Source organism: Corynebacterium sp. HMSC073H12, assembly GCF_001837775.1.
Taxonomy (GTDB): Bacteria; Actinomycetota; Actinomycetes; order Mycobacteriales; family Mycobacteriaceae; genus Corynebacterium; species Corynebacterium amycolatum.
Genome location: NZ_KV834038.1, coordinates 188,945 through 207,178 on the forward strand (window position 1 = coordinate 188,945; position 18,234 = coordinate 207,178).

At 56.9% G+C, this 18,234-nt stretch carries 12 protein-coding genes; 4 read left to right on the plus strand and 8 right to left on the minus strand.

From position 1 onward, the window contains the following. Positions 1–163 precede the first annotated feature (163 nt). From HMPREF2708_RS07555 to HMPREF2708_RS07580, 6 genes are all read right to left on the minus strand, one after another. Entirely contained in the window at positions 164–616 is a 453-nt protein-coding gene (locus HMPREF2708_RS07555; protein ID WP_070833732.1) for a MarR family winged helix-turn-helix transcriptional regulator, read from the minus strand. Positions 617–686: 70 nt separating this feature from the next. Next, positions 687–1,178, minus strand: a complete 492-nt coding sequence (locus HMPREF2708_RS07560; protein WP_070833733.1) for a MarR family winged helix-turn-helix transcriptional regulator — start codon at positions 1,176–1,178, stop codon at positions 687–689. A gap of 14 nt (positions 1,179–1,192) precedes the next feature. After that, on the minus strand, positions 1,193–3,850 hold the full coding sequence (locus HMPREF2708_RS07565; protein WP_070833734.1) for an ATP-binding protein: 2,658 nt from the start codon (positions 3,848–3,850) through the stop codon (positions 1,193–1,195). Between the two features lie 3 nt (positions 3,851–3,853). Beyond that, complete coding sequence (locus HMPREF2708_RS07570; protein ID WP_070833735.1) at positions 3,854–5,029, minus strand: metallophosphoesterase family protein; 1,176 nt, start codon at positions 5,027–5,029, stop codon at positions 3,854–3,856. Positions 5,030–5,031: 2 nt separating this feature from the next. Next, positions 5,032–6,090, minus strand: a complete 1,059-nt coding sequence (locus tag HMPREF2708_RS07575; RefSeq protein WP_070833736.1) for a hypothetical protein — start codon at positions 6,088–6,090, stop codon at positions 5,032–5,034. Then, positions 6,090–9,329, minus strand: coding sequence for a DEAD/DEAH box helicase (locus HMPREF2708_RS07580; protein WP_070833737.1), 3,240 nt, complete (start codon positions 9,327–9,329; stop codon positions 6,090–6,092). The genes HMPREF2708_RS07575 and HMPREF2708_RS07580 overlap by 1 nt, the downstream gene beginning before the upstream one ends. A gap of 578 nt (positions 9,330–9,907) precedes the next feature. On the opposite strand from HMPREF2708_RS07580, the gene putP reads away from it, so the two are divergent. From putP to HMPREF2708_RS07595, 3 genes are all read left to right on the plus strand, one after another. Further along, on the plus strand, positions 9,908–11,431 hold the full coding sequence (gene putP, locus HMPREF2708_RS07585) for a sodium/proline symporter PutP (RefSeq protein ID WP_070833738.1): 1,524 nt from the start codon (positions 9,908–9,910) through the stop codon (positions 11,429–11,431). A 97-nt stretch (positions 11,432–11,528) separates the two neighbouring features. Beyond that, the gene (locus HMPREF2708_RS07590) at positions 11,529–12,158 is read left to right on the plus strand and encodes an HNH endonuclease family protein (protein ID WP_070833739.1); all 630 of its coding nucleotides are present in this window, start codon (positions 11,529–11,531) and stop codon (positions 12,156–12,158) included. Between the two features lie 107 nt (positions 12,159–12,265). Continuing rightward, complete coding sequence (locus tag HMPREF2708_RS07595) at positions 12,266–12,766, plus strand: hypothetical protein (protein WP_048732816.1); 501 nt, start codon at positions 12,266–12,268, stop codon at positions 12,764–12,766. A 163-nt stretch (positions 12,767–12,929) separates the two neighbouring features. On the opposite strand, the gene HMPREF2708_RS07600 is transcribed toward HMPREF2708_RS07595, so the two are convergent. Then, the gene (locus HMPREF2708_RS07600; RefSeq protein ID WP_083321895.1) at positions 12,930–15,101 is read right to left on the minus strand and encodes a DEAD/DEAH box helicase; all 2,172 of its coding nucleotides are present in this window, start codon (positions 15,099–15,101) and stop codon (positions 12,930–12,932) included. 712 nt (positions 15,102–15,813) lie between these two features. Here HMPREF2708_RS07600 and HMPREF2708_RS07605 point away from each other — a divergent pair. Further along, positions 15,814–16,746 carry a bile acid:sodium symporter family protein gene (locus HMPREF2708_RS07605; protein ID WP_070833741.1) on the plus strand — a complete coding sequence of 311 codons (933 nt, stop codon included), beginning with the start codon at positions 15,814–15,816 and terminating at the stop codon, positions 16,744–16,746. Here HMPREF2708_RS07605 and HMPREF2708_RS07610 read toward each other — a convergent pair. Further along, on the minus strand, positions 16,743–18,125 hold the full coding sequence (locus HMPREF2708_RS07610; protein WP_070833742.1) for an MFS transporter: 1,383 nt from the start codon (positions 18,123–18,125) through the stop codon (positions 16,743–16,745). The genes HMPREF2708_RS07605 and HMPREF2708_RS07610 overlap by 4 nt on opposite strands. Positions 18,126–18,234: the final 109 nt, after the last annotated feature.

Below are 18,234 nucleotides of genomic sequence, written 5' to 3' on the forward strand. Positions count from 1 at the left end.
TACAGCTTGAAACGTAGAGAAAAAAGCGCCCTGCTAGTGGTTGTTTTACTAGCAGGGCTTGCCCTAAAACACTCGCCTAAAACTCTCGCCCTAAAGCGGGAGCGCAAAAATGGAAGGTCGAAGAAGCGGGTACACCAAAGGAAGAGTGTGCGGCGTGGAAGTCTTACTTCCTTCCGAGAACCGCCTGGAAGCACCTCAGCATCACTTCGCGGTCTTCATCAGCAAGTGGTGAAATAACTTCCTGGCGAACAGTGTCTACATAATCCGGCGCCGCCTCGGCAAACACGTGTCGACCAACGCCTGTTAAGACGACGACATAATCCGAGTCCGGGTCTTCGCCGTGGTCTTCGGTGTGAATAAATCCGCGCTTTTCCAACCTGTTGGTATGCAGCAGCGCGCGGGGATGGTTCCACTTCAGTCGATCACAAATCTTGTCAACATGCAGAATCCCATCCTCTACCTCATGCAGAGCGATGAGCAGGGTAAAGTCCGCGAACGTCAGCCCGGTTCGAGTGCGTAGGCTCCGCTCGATATTGCGCTCTACCTCGCGAAAAGCAGCTACCATCGACTGCCAAAAGAGCTGTTCATCATCACTCAGCCATTCAAATGAGTTCATACTGCTCTAGGCTAATGGTGAGAGCCTCGTAGCGGAGACAAATGAGAAAACACTCACAAAAAACCTTTGGCTACTCTGCTTTTCCGTCGACTGAATCGGCGACCGTAGCATTGGCGGTCTCTGCAATCTTATCGAGCACAGCGGAAATCCCCTGATAGTCGATATTTTCACCGAGCACATCAAACAAAACATGGCGCACAAGCTTCACATGGTTCGGCGCCGCCTTCTCAATCACGGTTCGACCGTGTTCAGTAAGCGTGACATCGATACCACGGTTATCGCAGGCGCAGCGTTCCTTAGTTACTAGCCCGCGTCGCTCCATGCGAGTAATTTGGTGCGACATTCGGCTGCGGTCCCATTCCAGGGATTCACACAGGGTGCGCATGCGCACTACATTGTCTTCAGCCTCGGAGAGAACAACCAGAACTGAAAAATCTGCAGTGGAAATATCGAGAGAATCTTGCAGCTGAAGGTCGATTGACCTGTCAACGGCCCGTTTAGCGTTCAGAATTGAGCGCCATAACCGCTGCTCTTCATCACTTAACCACGGAACATCTTGCATATGTACAGAGCCTACTATCTTGAAACCAAATCCTGAATTTTCATAAACTCCGCTCCCGTCACACGATCAAAGCGGGCTTCATCGCACGTCAGGACTAATACCTGCATATCGCGCCCCGCTTTGGCAAGAGCATTATTCATCCGCCGCAAACGGTGTTCGTCTGAATAACCTAACGCATCATCAATAATCACCGGAGCGCCTTGCCCGCCCTCCATGACACCGGCAACGGCCAAGCGCAGCAGAATGTCCAGCTGCTCCTGCGCTCCACCAGATAGCTCATCGACATCGAACTTGCCATCGGCATTGGACCGTGACTCAATCTGCAAGTCCTCATTCATCGTGAACTGAGTTCCCGCACCGAACACACCGCCGCCGTACTCTTCGAGCTTGCGAAGCAAGGGGTCAGCCAGAGCATTCCGCGATGCCGCGCGTGCCTGTGTCATTACCTCCATGAGAGTCTTGGCGGCAGCTGCACGTCGACGCATTGAATCCCGATCTCGCTGTGTTCGCTCCACTACTCCCTCAGCAGCTGCCAGCTTCTCATTCGCGCTGTCGAAATAGTCCAAGTGCACCCGAATCTCTTGCCGACGCTTTTCCAGCTCAGCCAGGCGATTCTCAACTGCATCCCGTCGCTGCTTAGCGCCCGCGAGCGATGCTTCCACGTCGTCGGCATCCCGCTGCGCCAGCTCCTTCTGAGCCGCAGCCAGCTGCTCTTCTGCCGCCTCATAGTCCTTACCTCGGTTTTCCACCGCAGCAAAGATCTCGGCATCCGAGGCTTTTTCTCGCGCCGCCGTGAGCGAATCTTCGCGGACCTTCAGGACGGACCGAGCCCCTTCAAGCTCGCTGCTGGCCTTCGTATAGTTGGCGTGTGCAGGACGCTTCTCCAGCTTCGACAAGCGCATATCAGCACTGTCGCGCTCCGACTCGGCATCCCTACGCCCCACTGCGGCTTCTTCCAGCCGGGACTTTGCCGATACCAGGTCAATCTCCGTCGGCGCATCCTCGCCCGCAAGTTCCCGATACCGCTCGCCGTGTACTCGTGCTTCTTCCTTCGCATCGTCCAACTCTGCTGTGAGCTGGTGATACTCCACACCGTCAGACACCGCAGTTATGGATGTCTCCACCTGGAATTTTGCTTTTTCCGCTTCCCGACGTCGTGTGTATGCCTTTTGTGCTTCCGCGACGGAATCAGCGCCTGCAGCCTCAAGCTGCTCTTTGAGCGATGTCTCTGCTTTTTCTAGCTTGCGCTGCTGCGAATCTGAGCCGTCTCCGGGCTGGATAGCAACCGTGACGTCGCCGACTTCGATGGCCAATGGCTTAGTAACCGCACGTTGAACTGTCTCAGCCTCCGGAGCTAGCCCCACGTTCTCGCCGTCGACCGTGACCTCCTGCGCACTACTAGCCGAGAGCTGCACACTCGGGCTCGACGCCTCCAGCACAGCGGTGGCTGTTGCAACTTCGCGTTCGCAGGTCAACAGTTTTTCCATTACCTCTTCGGTAACGGAATTCCGAGTAATTACCTCCTTGTGCTCTGCCAATTGCGCGCGGAGCGCATCGAGTTTTTCCACTCGCTTCGACAGGGCTTCAACCAAGCCGCGCTTCTCTCCCAATGCAACTTCAGCTGCGGCCAGTTCTTCTACCTTTCGAGCTTCGCGGTACGTGTTTACAACCGCATCGCGATCTTCCTGCGCCTTCTTTAAAGCTGCGACCTCCTTATCGAACGCTTCCTTAAATTCAGCAACTTTCTTCTCTGCGGCAGAATGCTGATCCTTGGCTTCTTGTGCCTGCTGAATGAAAGCTTCGCGCTCTTGCTGAGCCTGTTTAGCTAAGTCCAGCTGCTGCTTCGCCGCTGCAGAGACCTCCTGTGCCTGGGACACGGCAACCCTGAACTTTTCGAGTTCTTCTAGCGCCTGGCCCCAGTGCTCGACTTCGTTTTGGGCTTCTGGCAACGATGCCCGCTGCGTTTGCTGGCTTTCTTCATTACGAGCAGCTTCCTCATTGAGCGCTTCGAATTCCCGGACCTTTTTCGCCGCTTCGTCGCGCACCTGCTGGGCTTCCGCCAGCTCCTTGCCTACGTCGGTAAGCTGCTTGCGCTCTTTGCCATTTTTTTGGAAATAGTTGCCGTATTCGGCTTCAATGGCTTCAAAAAGGCCTACCTCTTCTGCGGTTTCCGCGCGCTGCCCCGATGCCGACTGCAGTGCGCTAGTGACCTGTGCATAACCGCCCAAGGAGAGAGTCTTTTGCGCTTGCCCCTGTTCGGCAACGAAAACCTGCCACAGGTTCTTGGTATCTGCATTGTGCATTCGGGCTGCCAGCCACTCCTCCGCCTGGTCATCTTTGAGAACCTCGGCTGTCGGAGAGTGGACGGTGACGATTGTGCCGGTGTCCTTGGTGCTACCAAAGATCTTGTCCAGCGTAAATTCGTAGCCGTCAAGCTCCAGCCGGAGCTTAACCTGCGGCTTTTCCTGGCTGGAGTGACTGTTCAGACTAAGCGCTTCGCTTGACTTGGACTTCCATTTTGTCGTCAGTGCAACGTGAATAGCTTTGGCGATTGTCGTCTTACCCGACTCGTTTTCACCGGAAATCACTACCACGCCGCGCTCGGCGAGCCCTGTGATTGAGAGTGAATCAATCGCACGTACATTGTGTAATTCGATGTCGTGAAAACGCATGATTTATTCCTTCTCTCCGGCTAGGCGGGCCAGCAAGCGAAGCGCATCAGCTGCTGCGGTGGTTTCAGATTCTGATAGGGGGCTACCGCTCTCGGTTCGCCCTTTACTCAAGACCGTTAGTTTTTCTGCAGCTATGAGCGGATAACCGGTGAGATTGAGATTAGAGATATCCCCCTCGGACGGAACCACCGTTAAATCGGAGCCACTTTCCCGGCGATAAAGGGCAGCGAAAAGCTGTTGGTACTGCTCAAGTCGGTTTTCAAAGGTAGTCGACTCTGACAGTGTCACGGTTCCTCGCAATGAATACTTCACCGCTGTGTCTGTCTTCGCCTCGATACCGTCCAGTTCAGCAAAGAACTCATCGAGGTCTTCCGCGCCAGTGATATCCATGTCGATGGCATGAAAAGCCCACCGCCCCACTCGGTGGGAGGCTACGGTAACTGAGCCCTTTTCGGGGTCGTCCTCTGCGATGTCGACGACTAGCGCATTGCCGGAATCCCGTTCTTTGTCGTCATACGCTGTGGTTTCGTGTGCGCCGGAGAAATAAACTCTGCCAGCATGGTCAAGTTGGCTCGTGGAGTGGGAATCCCCCAGCGCCACATAGTGCAACGCCCCACGGTCAATAGCCTGTTCCAAGCTGGTCAAATCAATGGTGGCTCCCGCATCAGCACCAAAGCCTTCTACTTGGCCGTGTGCGACCATCACTCGGATTCCATCGGCCGGCTCAAGCTCCGTGGCTATTTCCGCCACGATGTCGTCTGCCGAATACTTGCCGCGTACTGGCACACCGATGAGTTCCACCTTGTCACGGATGGAAATGGGCTCGCTGTCTCGAATTACGTAAACTCCTCGGTCTTCCAAAGATTCGAAAGCGCTACGTCGATAAATGGAAGAAGCATCAAACGCATCATGGTTGCCGGGCAGGAGATACACCGGCACGGGTAGCTTGGCGATTCGCTCAAGAGCCCGCAAGAACACCTTGTCCGGCAGTGTATTGGAATCGAACACGTCTCCAGCGACGACGATGAACTCAGCGCCTTCGCTGGTCGCCAACTCACCGATGCGGTCGATGGCGTTGAGGCGACTTTCGTGGAACCTAGCTTGGGCTTCACCGCCATCGAGCTCTAGGAACCACCGAGTCATTCCCAGTTGCCAATCTGAGGTATGAATGAATTTCATGACTAGCGCTCCTTTTGTCCCAGGCTCAGCGATTCCTGCAGATGTTGCCAACAATCTTCCAAATCGGCGACGGCACGAATGGTCTCTCTCGAAACTACGCAGGTTGGCTGCAATGCTTCATGCAGCAAACTACGGTCGGTAACTGTTAGTGGGTCAATAACCTCGAGCGAAGGAACACTGACTCGTTCCAAATCATTGCCCCAGTAGTCGGCTTCGACCGCGAAAAGCTCGGCAACCTTTTTCTGCTCGTTGTCACCGCCATCATTTCCACCAGCGTCATCCGACTTCTGGGCGGTTTTAGTGGGATTCTCCCGAACCGCGCCGCCAAGCCCGAGGCGCTTTGGCGCAGTCCGGTTTCGCAGCTGTGTTAGTTCCTGAAGGCGGCGTTGCAATTCGCGCTGCGGATAATCGCGCAGCTGCATTAGCGACAGCGGATCACGGTCGATATCAGCAACAAGTTGAGCGGCGACTGCAACGGTGTGCTTACACACAGGTGCCGGGTCCGGGCAGGTGCATTCGCTATAAATGTGCTCTTCACCATCGCACAACAGCATTTCCATCTGCTCATACGGCAACTCGCCGTGCTCAAACTCCGTGAAAGCCGACGGATTGTTCACCAACCACCGCAGTACGTCGTCGGTTTGTTTCTGCTCCCGCCGTGGGAACCGAATAAAGACTGAGAATGGTTCCGGCTGGCTGCCCTGCACTTCCCCGATGATGTAACCATCCGCGATTCGAAGCCCGAGCACATTGCCGTCGAACCTGTACTTCTCGCCTCTGTGAACACGACCCGAATCGGCGCCACGGATGATGAACTCCCACACCCATCGGGCAAAAGTAGTACGTGGCTCGACCGCCACACGCGCTGAGGTTCCACGTCGCTGCTGCCCGGTAAATGCACCAGCCCAGTCCTGGGTGGCCAGGAGCTTTTCAATCGTCGAGCTGGTTGCTGGTGCGCTTCGCGCCGTAGTCCTTTTACGACCGCGCTTTCCAGAGGGGCCCTTGCCAAACTCGGCAAAGATGACATTGTCGCCCCATGTCACGTCTCCGTCACCGGCCATTAATACCACCTCTTCTGGACCCTAAACGGTGTCACATTGTTGGGAATCGAATCGTCATCCGAGGTTGCGGAATCCAATGCCGTAGCCTCCGGGTTCACCCGACCGGTCACCGCCCCACCGGGCTTTGACTCCGCTGCGTCCATCGATTCACGCAGTGACTGAATCTTGTCCTTGTCCAATTGCCACAGTGACCGCAAACGGTGAAAATCCATCTCCGTCAGCTTGGTTTCACCAGCGCGCACAACTGCATCCGCCAATTCTGCTTTTTCAAAAATCAGCTCGTCGATGCGTTCTTCAAGCGTTCCAACACTGACCAGCTTGTGCACATGTACGTCTTTACGCTGACCGATGCGGTAGGAACGGTCCGTGGCCTGGTTTTCAACCGCTGGATTCCACCACCTGTCAATGTGAATGACGTGGTTGGCGGCAACCAGGTTGATGCCGACACCTGCCGCGAGAGTCGACAGCAAAATGATTGGCGGACCGTCCGGGGCATTAAACTCTGCCATTACTTTCTCGCGCTGTGCCGGAGTCATTGCCCCTTGAATAAACGGAATGTCCACGCCCAAGCGCTTGCTGAAATGAGGGGCAAGCATCTTGCCAAACTCCACGAACTGCGTGAACACAAGCGCGCGTTCACCGTTTTGCACAATCTCATCGACGAGCTCTTCCAACCGTGCGACCTTGCCCGAGCGATGCTGCCCATGATTAAGCAGCCCCGAGCCGTCGTGCTGGTAGTGCGCTGGGTGGTTGCAAATCTGCTTCAACTTCATGATGCCGCCGAGGATGATGCTCTTTCGCCCGAAGCTGCCAGAACGATTCCGCTTCGAGCGCTTGAGCTTGTCCTCGATATCCTTCACGGCCTCCTGATACAAGAAAGCCTGCTCCGTCGTGAGAGGAACCATCTCCACCTGCTCATTCTTCTTGGGCAGGTCCGGCGCAATAGCTGGATCCGACTTGAGTCGGCGCAGGATAAAAGGTGCTGTAATCGACTGCAATTGCAGCAGCATTTCCGCATTCCCGTCACGCTCGATGGGAATCGCAAACTTGTTGCGAAATGCATTCGCCGAGCCCAGCATGCCTGGATTACAAAAATCCATGATGGTGCGTAGTTCGCCCAAGTCATTTTCCACCGGAGTACCAGTCATGGCGATGTTGTGTCGCGAGCCCAGGCTCCGCAGCGCTCTTGATACCTGTGCGTTGGGGTTCTTGATTGCCTGTGCTTCGTCAGCAATCACATGATCCCACTGCACTTGGGCGAGTTCGTTCACATCGCGGGAAGCAACACCATAGGTCGTCACAACAACATCGTGTTTTCCGATAAATTCCTGTAGTTCTTCACCATGAGGCCGGTTTGAACCATGCAGCAGTCCAACCTTAAGCTCTGGAGTGAACTTTGCCGCTTCTGCTGCCCAATTGCGCAGCACACCTGTCGGAACGACCAGAAGCGAAGTCTTGTGCTCTTGACCCGTCGCATCCGCTTGACGACGGCAGCGCTCATACTCCAACAGCGCCAGGATTTGCACAGTCTTACCGAGCCCCATGTCATCAGCGAGAATGACACCAAAACCACGGTTGGACATATCCGCCAGCCACTCCACACCGCGCTGTTGATACTCCCGCAGCTCACCGACAAAACTCGATGGCACCTCGACCGACTCTGCGAGGGCCGTGGAACCGTCTGAGTACTTCGACACCAACGCCTTGAGCCAAGAGGGATCTCTGGGGGCGACTGGCACTGCGGCTGGAGCTTGCGACTCCATGCCACCGTCGAAGACCAGCTCTTTCAGGGTGGCTTGCCCCTTACCGGTTTCCTCCCCGGCCTTGGTCTGCTCCACCAAAAACTTCAGGGCTTCCCTAGCTACCTCTGGATTCGCGTGCACCCAATGGTCTCGCAGATGCACTAGCCCCGTACTCGATGCAGCGAGCTCACGCATTTCCGCTTCCGTCAGTACGGCGTCCCCCACGGCCAGCTTCCACTCGTAATCAACCAGTTGGTCAAATCCGAGTTTCGGTTCCGAACGGCGCCCAGCAGGCCCCGTCGGATCTAACTGGACGACTTCAGTGTGCAACTGCAGGGTGGTCTCCACTGACTTCCAGTTCGGCGGCAGCATCACATCGATATCGACCTTTGCCAGCTGCGAGATGCCATCAGTCATAAGCTCTATCAGCTGCTCTGAGGTCAGCAGCAGATCCAAGCCCGGGTGGCCCGCTGCTTTCGCGTATTTGAGCGTTGGGAATGCCTCTTGTGCTGCCAATAACTGCGGGCGAAGCAGCGACAGCACAGACCGGCGACACATTTCTGGATTCAGGCGCTCCGGAGCTGCGACACCGATGCGGTAGTACATCCGCAATGGCCATAGAGTCTCATGTTCCACCGCAGCTGAACGAGGATTGAAGCGAGTTACTGAGCCGCCTTCTTCATCCGCTCGATCCCGCAACTCCAACAGCTGCGGAAGATCCACATCCGGCAAGTCTTCCAGCTGGCCTTCAAAACCAACAGGTTCCTGCACCATTAGCTGCAGACGAACATCCTCACCATCGGCGGACAGCCTCCACTTTGCCAGTGACTGCGCCACCCCCGGCGTCGCACGCCCCAGAGACTGAGACTGCAACAACGACCGCACGAAACTCTGACGCTGTTCTGCCGGTTCATCCAAATCGGCCAGGAGCGCGTTAGTGACCCAATGAAACATCCGATTGATGAAATCCTCAGCCACTGTGGCACCTCCGTTATCAATCAATACCGGTGGTGTACGGGAAATGACCTGACTCTGCCAAGCAATCTCACTCAGCCCCTCCGACATCCGCCACGTCGGCCACCACTCATTGTCTTCCCATGTCAGCGCCACCAATGCCCGCCCAGAGCGCGCGAAAGCATCCAATCCCTGTACAACATCCACAAAGAACCGAAGATCCGGTGCCATCGCCGCCGAGGAAACTTCCTCCTGCAATTGCACCAGTGCTGTCACCGCAGCCCATGGCGGGAACACCCATGTGGGTACCGCTTTCTCTACTGCCCGCCCCTTCGGTGTGCGCAGTTTTAGCGTCAGTTGCGCTCGACTCCCCTGGTCCAGCACTGCAAAAAGCCGACGCTGATGCGCCGGAACTTCCAGCAAATCCACGTCCGCAATAATCCGGTGCCCCTCTGGCCGCTCCACCCATAGGTGAAGACCCGAATCATCCTTCCAGACCGCGTGCAGCAGCAACGGCACCGCCGACTTAGCAACTTGGTCCATTACTTCCTCCCCACTGCTTGCTCAGTCATCACCGTCTAATCACCCGGCGACTTCGCCACCAGATATTTGTTCAATGAAGATTCTGCCACGCACCCCGGATCAGCTTTTCCACCACACCACAATATTAGCACGCATGTTCGAAGTATATATCTTGCAAAAATTACTCCCCCTCTACCCAAATACCCCTTTTCCCAGGTAATTTGTCGCACTTAACTGATTTTTAAAACCTTTTTCAACGCTTCTTATTTTGCAATGCAGCGCATCACATGAAAACGTCGTATAGGCCACAAGAATTAAAAATGTGTGACTCGTGCAGTAGTTCTGCCATGGTTCGCAGGTGCCAGTAGGCTCCGCTGACTGTCGAAGATAGTCCGGAAGCTGAAGCTGTGTTGGATCGCGAACCGCAGGTTCCACCGTGGACGTCGGCCACTTTTGGGCTCGATGCTGCCGCAGCGCTGTGAACGTCGTCAAGCAGACTTGATTAAGCGAAATTGAGTTATGCGCCGAAAATGCTTTTTGGCGCGCTAGGTAGTGCGCGAGTCCGACTGTACGACTAATAAATAATGAGGAGTTGCCCTGTGGACCAACACACATGGTTCATCATCGCACTAGTCATTTATCTGCTGTTGATGGTCTACATCGGTTGGACCGGATGGAAAAAGACTGCAGAGTATGACGAATACATGATTGGCGGCCGCGGCCTACATCCGTTCGTCGCGGCACTGTCAGCGGGCGCATCGGACATGTCCGGCTGGCTGCTGATGGGTCTGCCCGGCGCGATTTACCTTTCGGGTCTCAACCAAACGTGGATTGCGATCGGCCTGGTCGCAGGCGCATGGCTGAACTGGAAGTTCACCGCACCGCGCCTGCGTAGTTACACCAAGATTGCTCGTAACTCGATTACCGTGCCGTCGTTCCTGGAGAATCGTCTGCACGATACGTCGAAGGTGCTGCGCGTTGCCGCAGGCCTGATTATTTTGCTGTTCTTCACCTTCTACGTCTCCTCGGGCATGGTGGCAGGTGGCCGTTACTGGGAGTCGACGTTCGGTGGCAACTACCTCGTCGGCATGCTGTTGGTTGCGGCTATCACTGTCGCATACACCCTGTTCGGTGGCTTCCTGGCTGTGTCTTACACGGACACGGTCCAGGGCATCATCATGTTCATCGCACTCCTGACGGTTCCGACCGTTGGCATTATCTACCTAATCAACAACGGCAACTCCGCCTCGGACATCTTCAGCTTTGCTGCTAACAACCCCTACCCGGGCAGCGAGGGACAGCCGGTTGAGACCTTCTTCGATCCGTTCGCTGGCATTCCGCTAATTACGATTATCGGTCTGCTCGGCTGGGGTCTGGGCTACTTCGGCCAGCCGCACATTATCGTTCGCTTCATGGCTCTGCGTAGCGCAAAGGACGCAACTGAGGGGCGTCGCTGGGGCGTTGGCTGGCAGGCACTCTGCATGCTCGGCTCGGTCCTCGTGGCTCTGACCGCAACTGTTTTCTTCGCTACGAACCCAGATGCTTCTGTCACAGATGCCTCTTCCTACGAGACCATCTTCCTGGACATGACCCGCATCCTGTTCCACCCACTGATTGCAGGCCTGATTCTGACTGCGGTTCTGGCTGCAATCATGTCCACGATTTCCTCGCAGCTGCTGGTGTCTTCCTCCGCGTTGATTGAGGATTTGTTCAAGGCAACGGTCAACAAGTCCCTGCGTCCGAAGACCTACATGACGCTCTCCCGCGTCGCCGTCGCGCTGATCGCCATCATCGCTGCGATCATCGCTGCTAACCCGAACAGCTCCATTCTGGATCTGGTTGGCTTCGCATGGGCTGGCTTCGGCTCGGCATTCGGCCCGGTGCTGCTGGCCGCCCTCTACTGGTCGCGCCTGAACACGCCAGGTGCTGCTGCCGGCATGATCACCGGTGCGGTTGTCTCCTTCGCATGGGGCATGAGCTCGCTCAGCGACACTCTCTACGAGATCGTCCCGGGCTTCGCCGCTGCAACTGTCGTGATGGTCATCGTCACGCTGGCTACCAAGGAGCCGAACGAGAAGATCAAGGAAGAGTTCGACCACGCAGCAAAGCAGGCTCTGGTCTAACGCTTCGATCTAGGCTTGGCCTCCGCTAGCCCCGCAGGCTAGCCCCAGCGCATACCTACAAGGGAACCGAAAAAGTATTTTTCGCGCCCAACTAGGTATGCGCCCTTTTTTATTTGCCATCCTAGCCGCCGCCTTTGTCTCGTCCTTTGCGCTTACGCGAGTTCTCGTCACCTCCTCCCCCGCTGGGTCGGACGCGGAAGCCGTCGTCAAGCAACTGCGCACTGTGCGCGTCGTCGCCGACCGCCCCACCGTCACCGGGTACAAGCGCGAGCGCTTCGACGTCTGGGCAGGTTCTGCCGATTGCAATACACGCCATAAAGTGTTGGCGGCGTGGTTCGGGGGCTCTGTATGTTCGCTTGACGACGGCTCCCTGCGCCAAATCCCCGACCCTTACACGGGTGACCCGGTGGGTCCACATGAGGTCGATATTGACCACATTTATCCGTTGGCAGCGGCGTGGGATTTCGGAGCCTACGCCTGGGATGCTGAGCGGCGTCGGCAATTTGGCAACGATATCGAGGCCAACCTCGTGCCCACCCGAAGTGCGGTCAACAGGGATAAAGGAGATGCCAGCCCGGCGGAATGGCTTCCCGAAGATGCGAAGGCGTGTGACTATTCGCGGCGTTACTTAGCGGTGGCTATTAAATGGGACCTGCCCGTATCTTCGGCAGACTGGACGGCGCTGGCAGCTGCGTGTGGGATCCCCGCGGGGAAAGGCACGAAATAGAGAAAAAGGTGCGAGCACGTTAAGTTAAGGACTGGTCTTAATTAAGAAATTCCAGGCCACTCCTCGCTTGAACGCGAGGCCTACATTCAGTCGTGGAAAGGTAATACGTGCAAAACGTAGTTCTTATGGTTCACGTCCTGGCGGCAATTCTGTTGCTTGGACCGGTGACTGTCGCAATTTCGATGTTCCCGAAGCTCGCGCTTGCAGCCCGTGGCGGAGAAGCTGGGACGGTCGGCGCCGCGCGCACCATGCACGCCATTTCGCGCACCTACGGCATGTGGTCGCTGCTCGTTCCGCTGCTCGGCTTCGGTGTCATGTTCACCGATGTGTCGACCTACATGAAGTCCGGGGCAATGCACGCCGCAATCCTGCTGGCGATCATCGCCTGGGCACTTCTCTTCTTCCTGGTCATTCCGCGTCAGCGTCTGATGATGGCCGGCCTCGGCATCGCTGACGAAGACGAGGATGTTGACGATCCGGAGTTCATCGAACGTCGCAAGAAGGCTGACGAGCTCGACTGGGACAAGCAGAAGGGCCAGCTGGCCATGTTCTCCGGCATCTTCTCCCTGCTGTGGGTTGTCGCCGGCATCCTGATGTTCTTCATCTAGAGCACACGCTCAGACACAATAAAACTGCCGGTGCGCCTGTACGTTTCGGCCCGACTTTTAGGGCTGGGAAGTACAGGCGCACCGGCAGTTTTTTATTGTCTAGGTCAGCGCCACGGACGTTGGTCGCCTGACGACGACCACCCTGCTCGCCTGCCTAACAGGTCTAGCGGCGTCCGCCTCGGTAACCACCACGGCGGTCATCCCGGTCACCACGGTAGCCACCGCGACCGCGTCCGCCACCACGACGGTCATCGCGACCGCGACCACGACCGCCGAAACCGTCACCGTCATCGAAGTTTCCACGGTAGCTACCCCGGCCACGTCCGCCACCACGGCGGTCATCGCGGCCACGACCACCACGGTATCCTCCGCGACCGCGGCCACCGCCACGACGATCGCCACGGTATCCACCACGGCCACCGCGGTAGTCATCGCTGTCGTCGACCGAGGTGCCGTCGTCAAGCGTCAGCCCAATGAGCTGGCCGGAAATGCGGGTATCGGAGAGGTTGTTGATGACTTCTTGCGGCAGGTTAGCCGGCAGCTCGACCAGAGTGTGGTCGCCACGGATGTCGATGTGTCCGAAGTCCTTTGAGGACAGGCCACCCTCGTTGGCGATGGCGCCCACAATGGCACCCGGGCGGACGTGCTGGCGACGACCGACGCTGATGCGGTAGGTTGCGGTGCCCTCGCGTTCGAATTCGACCAGGTCAGCGCGCTTTCCCTGACCACGCTCACCACGGGAGCGACCATCACGGCCACGGTTGCGGTCGCGGTCGAAACGATCACGGTCACGATCATTACGACGGCCACGCGGCGGCTCCTTCATCAGGAAGTCGCCCGACTGTGCCTGCGCAGCGATAGCAGCGGCGATATCAACCAGCGGGGTGTCGTGCTCTTCTGCGTACTCCTCGATGAGCTCTCGGAAGACTGGAACCTGCGAATCAGCAAGCGCCTCAGTCAAGTCATCAGCGAACTTCTGCTTGCGAGAGTCGTTGACCTCATCGACGGTCGGCAGCTTCATCTCGTGCAGCTGCGACTTGGTTGCACGCTCAATCGAGCGCAGCAGGCGGCCCTCACGCGGAGTGACAAAGAGCAGTGCCTCGCCGGAGCGGCCAGCGCGGCCGGTACGACCAATGCGGTGGACGTAGGACTCGGTGTCGTGCGGAATGTCGTAGTTGACCACGTGGGAAATGCGGTCAACGTCCAGGCCACGAGCAGCAACATCGGTTGCCACCAGGATGTCCAGGCGACCGTCCTTGAGCTGATCAATCGTGCGCTCACGCAGAGTCTGCGGGATATCGCCGTTGATGGCAGCAGCGGAGAATCCGCGGGCACGCAGCTTCTCGGCGAGCTCCTCGGTCTCGTGCTTGGTACGCACGAACATGATCATCGCTTCAAATTCCTCGACCTCGAGGATGCGGGTCAGCGCGTCCAGCTTGTTGCGGTGGCTGACCATCAGGAAGCGCTGGCGAATATTGTCCGCAGTGCGAGTCTGGGACTTGACGGTGATCTCTTCCGGCTCCGTCAGGTATTGCTTGGACAGGCGACGAATCGAAGCCGGCATGGTAGCCGAGAACAGTGCGACCTGCTTGTCATCCGGAGTGTCGGCAAGAATGCGCTCGACATCCTCCTGGAAGCCCATCTGCAGCATCTCATCGGCCTCGTCCAGTACCAGGAAGCGCAGGTCGGAGATGTCCAACGAGCCCTTTTCCAGGTGGTCGATGACACGACCCGGCGTGCCGACGATGATCTGCGCACCTCGACGCAGACCCGACAGCTGCACTCCGTAGGACTGACCACCGTAGATTGGCAGGACCTGAATCTTGCCCAGGTGATCAGCAAACGACTGGAAGGAATCCGCAACCTGCAGTGCCAGCTCACGGGTCGGAGCGAGCACCAGCGCCTGCGGTGCACGGACGGAACGGTCAATGCGAGCCAGAATCGGCAGCGCGAACGCCGCGGTCTTACCGGTACCAGTCTGAGCCAGGCCGACGACGTCGCGGCCGCTCATCAGAGTCGGGATAGTTGCAGCCTGAATTGGGGACGGAGTCTCAAACCCAACCTTGCGAACTGCATTGACAATGTCATCCGGCAGCTCAAGCTCATCGAAGCCGACGGTGTCGTCGTCGTTGTCGCCTTTGTTCTTTTCGGCCTTCTTCTCGGCCTCGGCAGTCTTTTCTACCTTCTCGGTCTTTTCCTCAGCGGCCTTCTCTTCGGCCACTGGCGCTTCCTCGGCCACTACATCCTCGGCCTTCACAATTGCGTCCTCGCGCTGGTTTTCGCGCTGATCCTCGCGATTCTCCTCGACGCTGCCATTCATTTCATTATTAGCCATTTGGGGCTCTTCCTGGGCCTTTTCGCCCGCACACTCAATATTCAACAGTTGATTACTCACAGTTGGGTCGCACATACATGACCCGCCCAATTTACGTTCTTGTTTTCAGTGCTCTCACGTCGGAATTGCGATGACATCGCTTCTCTTGCACATACTTCGAAAAATTGCGCCCAAAACCAGTTCAGCTTTTACTTCCGAGGAGGGGGCGCCCATCATGCATTATGCACTTTCAAGCGTTTCACCAGCGAATTTATACCGCTGCCAGATTCTCTGCGACATTGTCGTCAGGATTTCACACCGACTGCCCAGACTACGCCACCGTCGGTCAAAAAACCATTTCCCGTCAGCAAGGTCACAACAATGGGAGAGCGATTTCTTGGGTTAGGCCCGGCGCTGGGGCCGTCGTCAAGCGAGTGAATTGCACCCACTTCGGGGTGCCTATTTTGCAATTATATGGGGTGAGGTAGTTAACATTTTCCTTACAAGTTTGTACACATATCAGCTATTTTCCGCCGTGGAACACCCACCGTTCGGCGGATTTTTGCAATTTTGCAAGGTACAGGCCCAAGGTCGCTAGAGAATGTCCAGCAATAACAACACACCAGAAACGCAGCCGTCTTCGCCCCGACAGTCCCCACTAAAACCACATTCTCCCGAGGAGATTTCTGGGAATGGCGGGCAGGAAAATACGGCACCGTCGAAGCTCTCAGCAATGATTGAAGTTCTCGGATTCCCGGGCTTTATTTTGGCGGGTTCGGCGCTGGCATTATTCTTCCCCGCCCCATTTACTCCGCTGACGGATTACATCACGTACTTCCTGATGATCATCATGTTCGCGATGGGCCTCACCCTGACTATCCCGGACTTCAAGCAGGTCGCTAAGCGCCCGTTGGCGATTCTTTTCGGCGTTATCGCGCAGTTTGTCATCATGCCGCTGCTAGCGATTGCCGTGGCGAAAGTCCTCGGCCTCAACCCGGCACTAGCCGTCGGTCTGCTCATGCTGGGCTCTGTCCCGGGCGGCACTTCGTCGAATGTCATCGCATACCTATCGCGCGGCGATGTCGCGCTGTCTGTCGCTATGACCAGCGTGTCGACGCTAGTTTCGCCAATCATGACGCCATTTCTCATGCTCGTGCTTGCCGACGCGCACACGGAGGTCGACGGCCTCGGGATGGCATGGAGCCTCTGCCAGACAGTCCTCCTGCCTGTGATTGGTGGCCTGATTATTCGGTTTGTGGCCGACTCGTTTATTAACAAAATCCTCCCGATTCTGCCGTGGATTTCCATCCTCGGTATCGGCGGCGTGGTCTTCGGTGCCGTCGCCAAGAATGCGGAGAGCCTGGCGCACATTGGCCTCATTGTGTTTGTGGCTGTGATTATCCACAACGTGCTGGGCTACGTGCTCGGCTTCTTTGCAGGCCAGTTGGTGGGGATGCCGACTGCGGGCAAGCGCACGGTGGCCGTGGAGGTCGGCACGCAATCCGCTGGCCTGTCCTCCGGTATGGCTGCGAAGTTCTTTACCCCGGAGGCAGCGCTTCCGGGCGCGGTGGCCGCAGTGGTGCACAACATTACTGGCGCTATCTATGTGGCTATTTGCCGAAAACTCGATAAAGGCGAGGAAGCTAGCGAATCCGCTTCTGCTTAAGCTGTTTTCGCTTCGGCTTCTTTGGCTCCGCTGTTCGATGAGTGGGCTGGTAGAGTCTCGCGCCCGAAGATCCAGCCCACCATTGCGACCAGCGAAATGACACCGCAAACAAAGAAACCGGCCTTGAATCCTGCGGCATCCACGATTGCGCCGACAATCAGCGGGCCGGAGATCGCTCCGAAGTCCTGAGCCATTTGGAAATTGGCGAGCACCTTTCCACCTTGGCGGTTGGCGCCGATGACGTCGGCAAGCACGGCCTGCTGCGATGGATTAATCATGCCAGCGCCGAAGCCGGCGAGGACGGAGAGAATCAGTAGCGGAAGGGCGCCGCTGCTAAATCCAATAGCGCCCGTGAACACGCCGTTGATAAATAGCCCCGTGATGAGCAGAGGGCGACGGCCGATGCGGTCGGACAAACGACCCGAAAACTGCAGCGCCGTAACATTGCCGAGCGCGAAAGCCGTCAGCGCGAAACCAGCCGTTGCGGTAGCTGCTACTGCCCCATCACTGCCAGGCTCGTGGCTACCAAGATGGGAAAACGTCGCTGCCGCGAAGAGCGGAACAATTGCTACGCGCACGCCGAAGTTCGACCAGCCATTAGCAAAAGCACCGACAAGTGCACTCCTATATGCCGAATCCCGGATAGCCTCGGAGAAAGTCAGCACCGGAGTCGTGCGCTTCGGGACAACGTGGCGAAGATGCTCCGCACTCAGCGACATGCCGACCACAATCGTTGCCACAATCAGCGCTCCACCATAAATGAAAAACGGCACTCGCATGCCCCAAGCACCCATCGCAGCACCAATGATTGGACCAACGACATTGCCCAGTAGGAAGGCTGTGCCATAGGCGGCCGAGCTCTTCCCTCGGATCTCCGGCGGTGAAATCCGCACAATCAGCCCCATTGCCGAGACCGTGAACATCGTCGAGCCGATGCCGCCGAGTGCACGAAACGCCAGCAGTTGCCAATATGTCTGCGCAACACCGACGAGCAAAGTCGAGAACGCAACGATACTGATTCCGGTCAGGTACGTGCGTCGATATCCGAGCTTCTCTACCAGTGAGCCCGATGCCGGCGCGAAGATTAGCCGAAAAATGGAGAACGAACTGACCACGAAGCTAGCCGCGAACACACCCACATCGAAGCTGCGTGCGTACTGCGGAAGAATCGGAGCAATCAGCCCGAAGCCCAGCGCGATGATGAACGCGGCGCTGACCAGAATCCAAATCTCTCGCGGGATCGGCTGTTTTGTCCGGTCTGATTGACTCGACTGAGGATCCGGAACTTGTGATTTGCTTCCCACCTCCGATGCGATAGCTGGCTGAGATTCGCACTTTGCTTTACGACGAAGCAGGTCGCGCGAACGGGAAGCTGACAAGGTAACGGTCCTTTCTACTGTGCAAAAGAGAAAACAAGAAGCCCAAGAGTTCACCATAGCCCGATCTGCAAACAGTGACGATTACTAGAATGAGGCGCAATGACAGAAC

Coding starts and splice junctions, on each gene's coding strand:
- HMPREF2708_RS07555 (WP_070833732.1), bottom strand. CDS start 616: ATGAACTCATTTGAATGGCTGAGTGATGATGAACAGCTCTTTTGGCAG.
- HMPREF2708_RS07560 (WP_070833733.1), bottom strand. CDS start 1,178: ATGCAAGATGTTCCGTGGTTAAGTGATGAAGAGCAGCGGTTATGGCGC.
- HMPREF2708_RS07565 (WP_070833734.1), bottom strand. CDS start 3,850: ATGCGTTTTCACGACATCGAATTACACAATGTACGTGCGATTGATTCA.
- HMPREF2708_RS07570 (WP_070833735.1), bottom strand. CDS start 5,029: ATGAAATTCATTCATACCTCAGATTGGCAACTGGGAATGACTCGGTGG.
- HMPREF2708_RS07575 (WP_070833736.1), bottom strand. CDS start 6,090: ATGGCCGGTGACGGAGACGTGACATGGGGCGACAATGTCATCTTTGCC.
- HMPREF2708_RS07580 (WP_070833737.1), bottom strand. CDS start 9,329: ATGGACCAAGTTGCTAAGTCGGCGGTGCCGTTGCTGCTGCACGCGGTC.
- HMPREF2708_RS07590 (WP_070833739.1), top strand. CDS start 11,529: ATGCGCCCTTTTTTATTTGCCATCCTAGCCGCCGCCTTTGTCTCGTCC.
- HMPREF2708_RS07600 (WP_083321895.1), bottom strand. CDS start 15,101: ATGGCTAATAATGAAATGAATGGCAGCGTCGAGGAGAATCGCGAGGAT.
- HMPREF2708_RS07605 (WP_070833741.1), top strand. CDS start 15,814: ATGATTGAAGTTCTCGGATTCCCGGGCTTTATTTTGGCGGGTTCGGCG.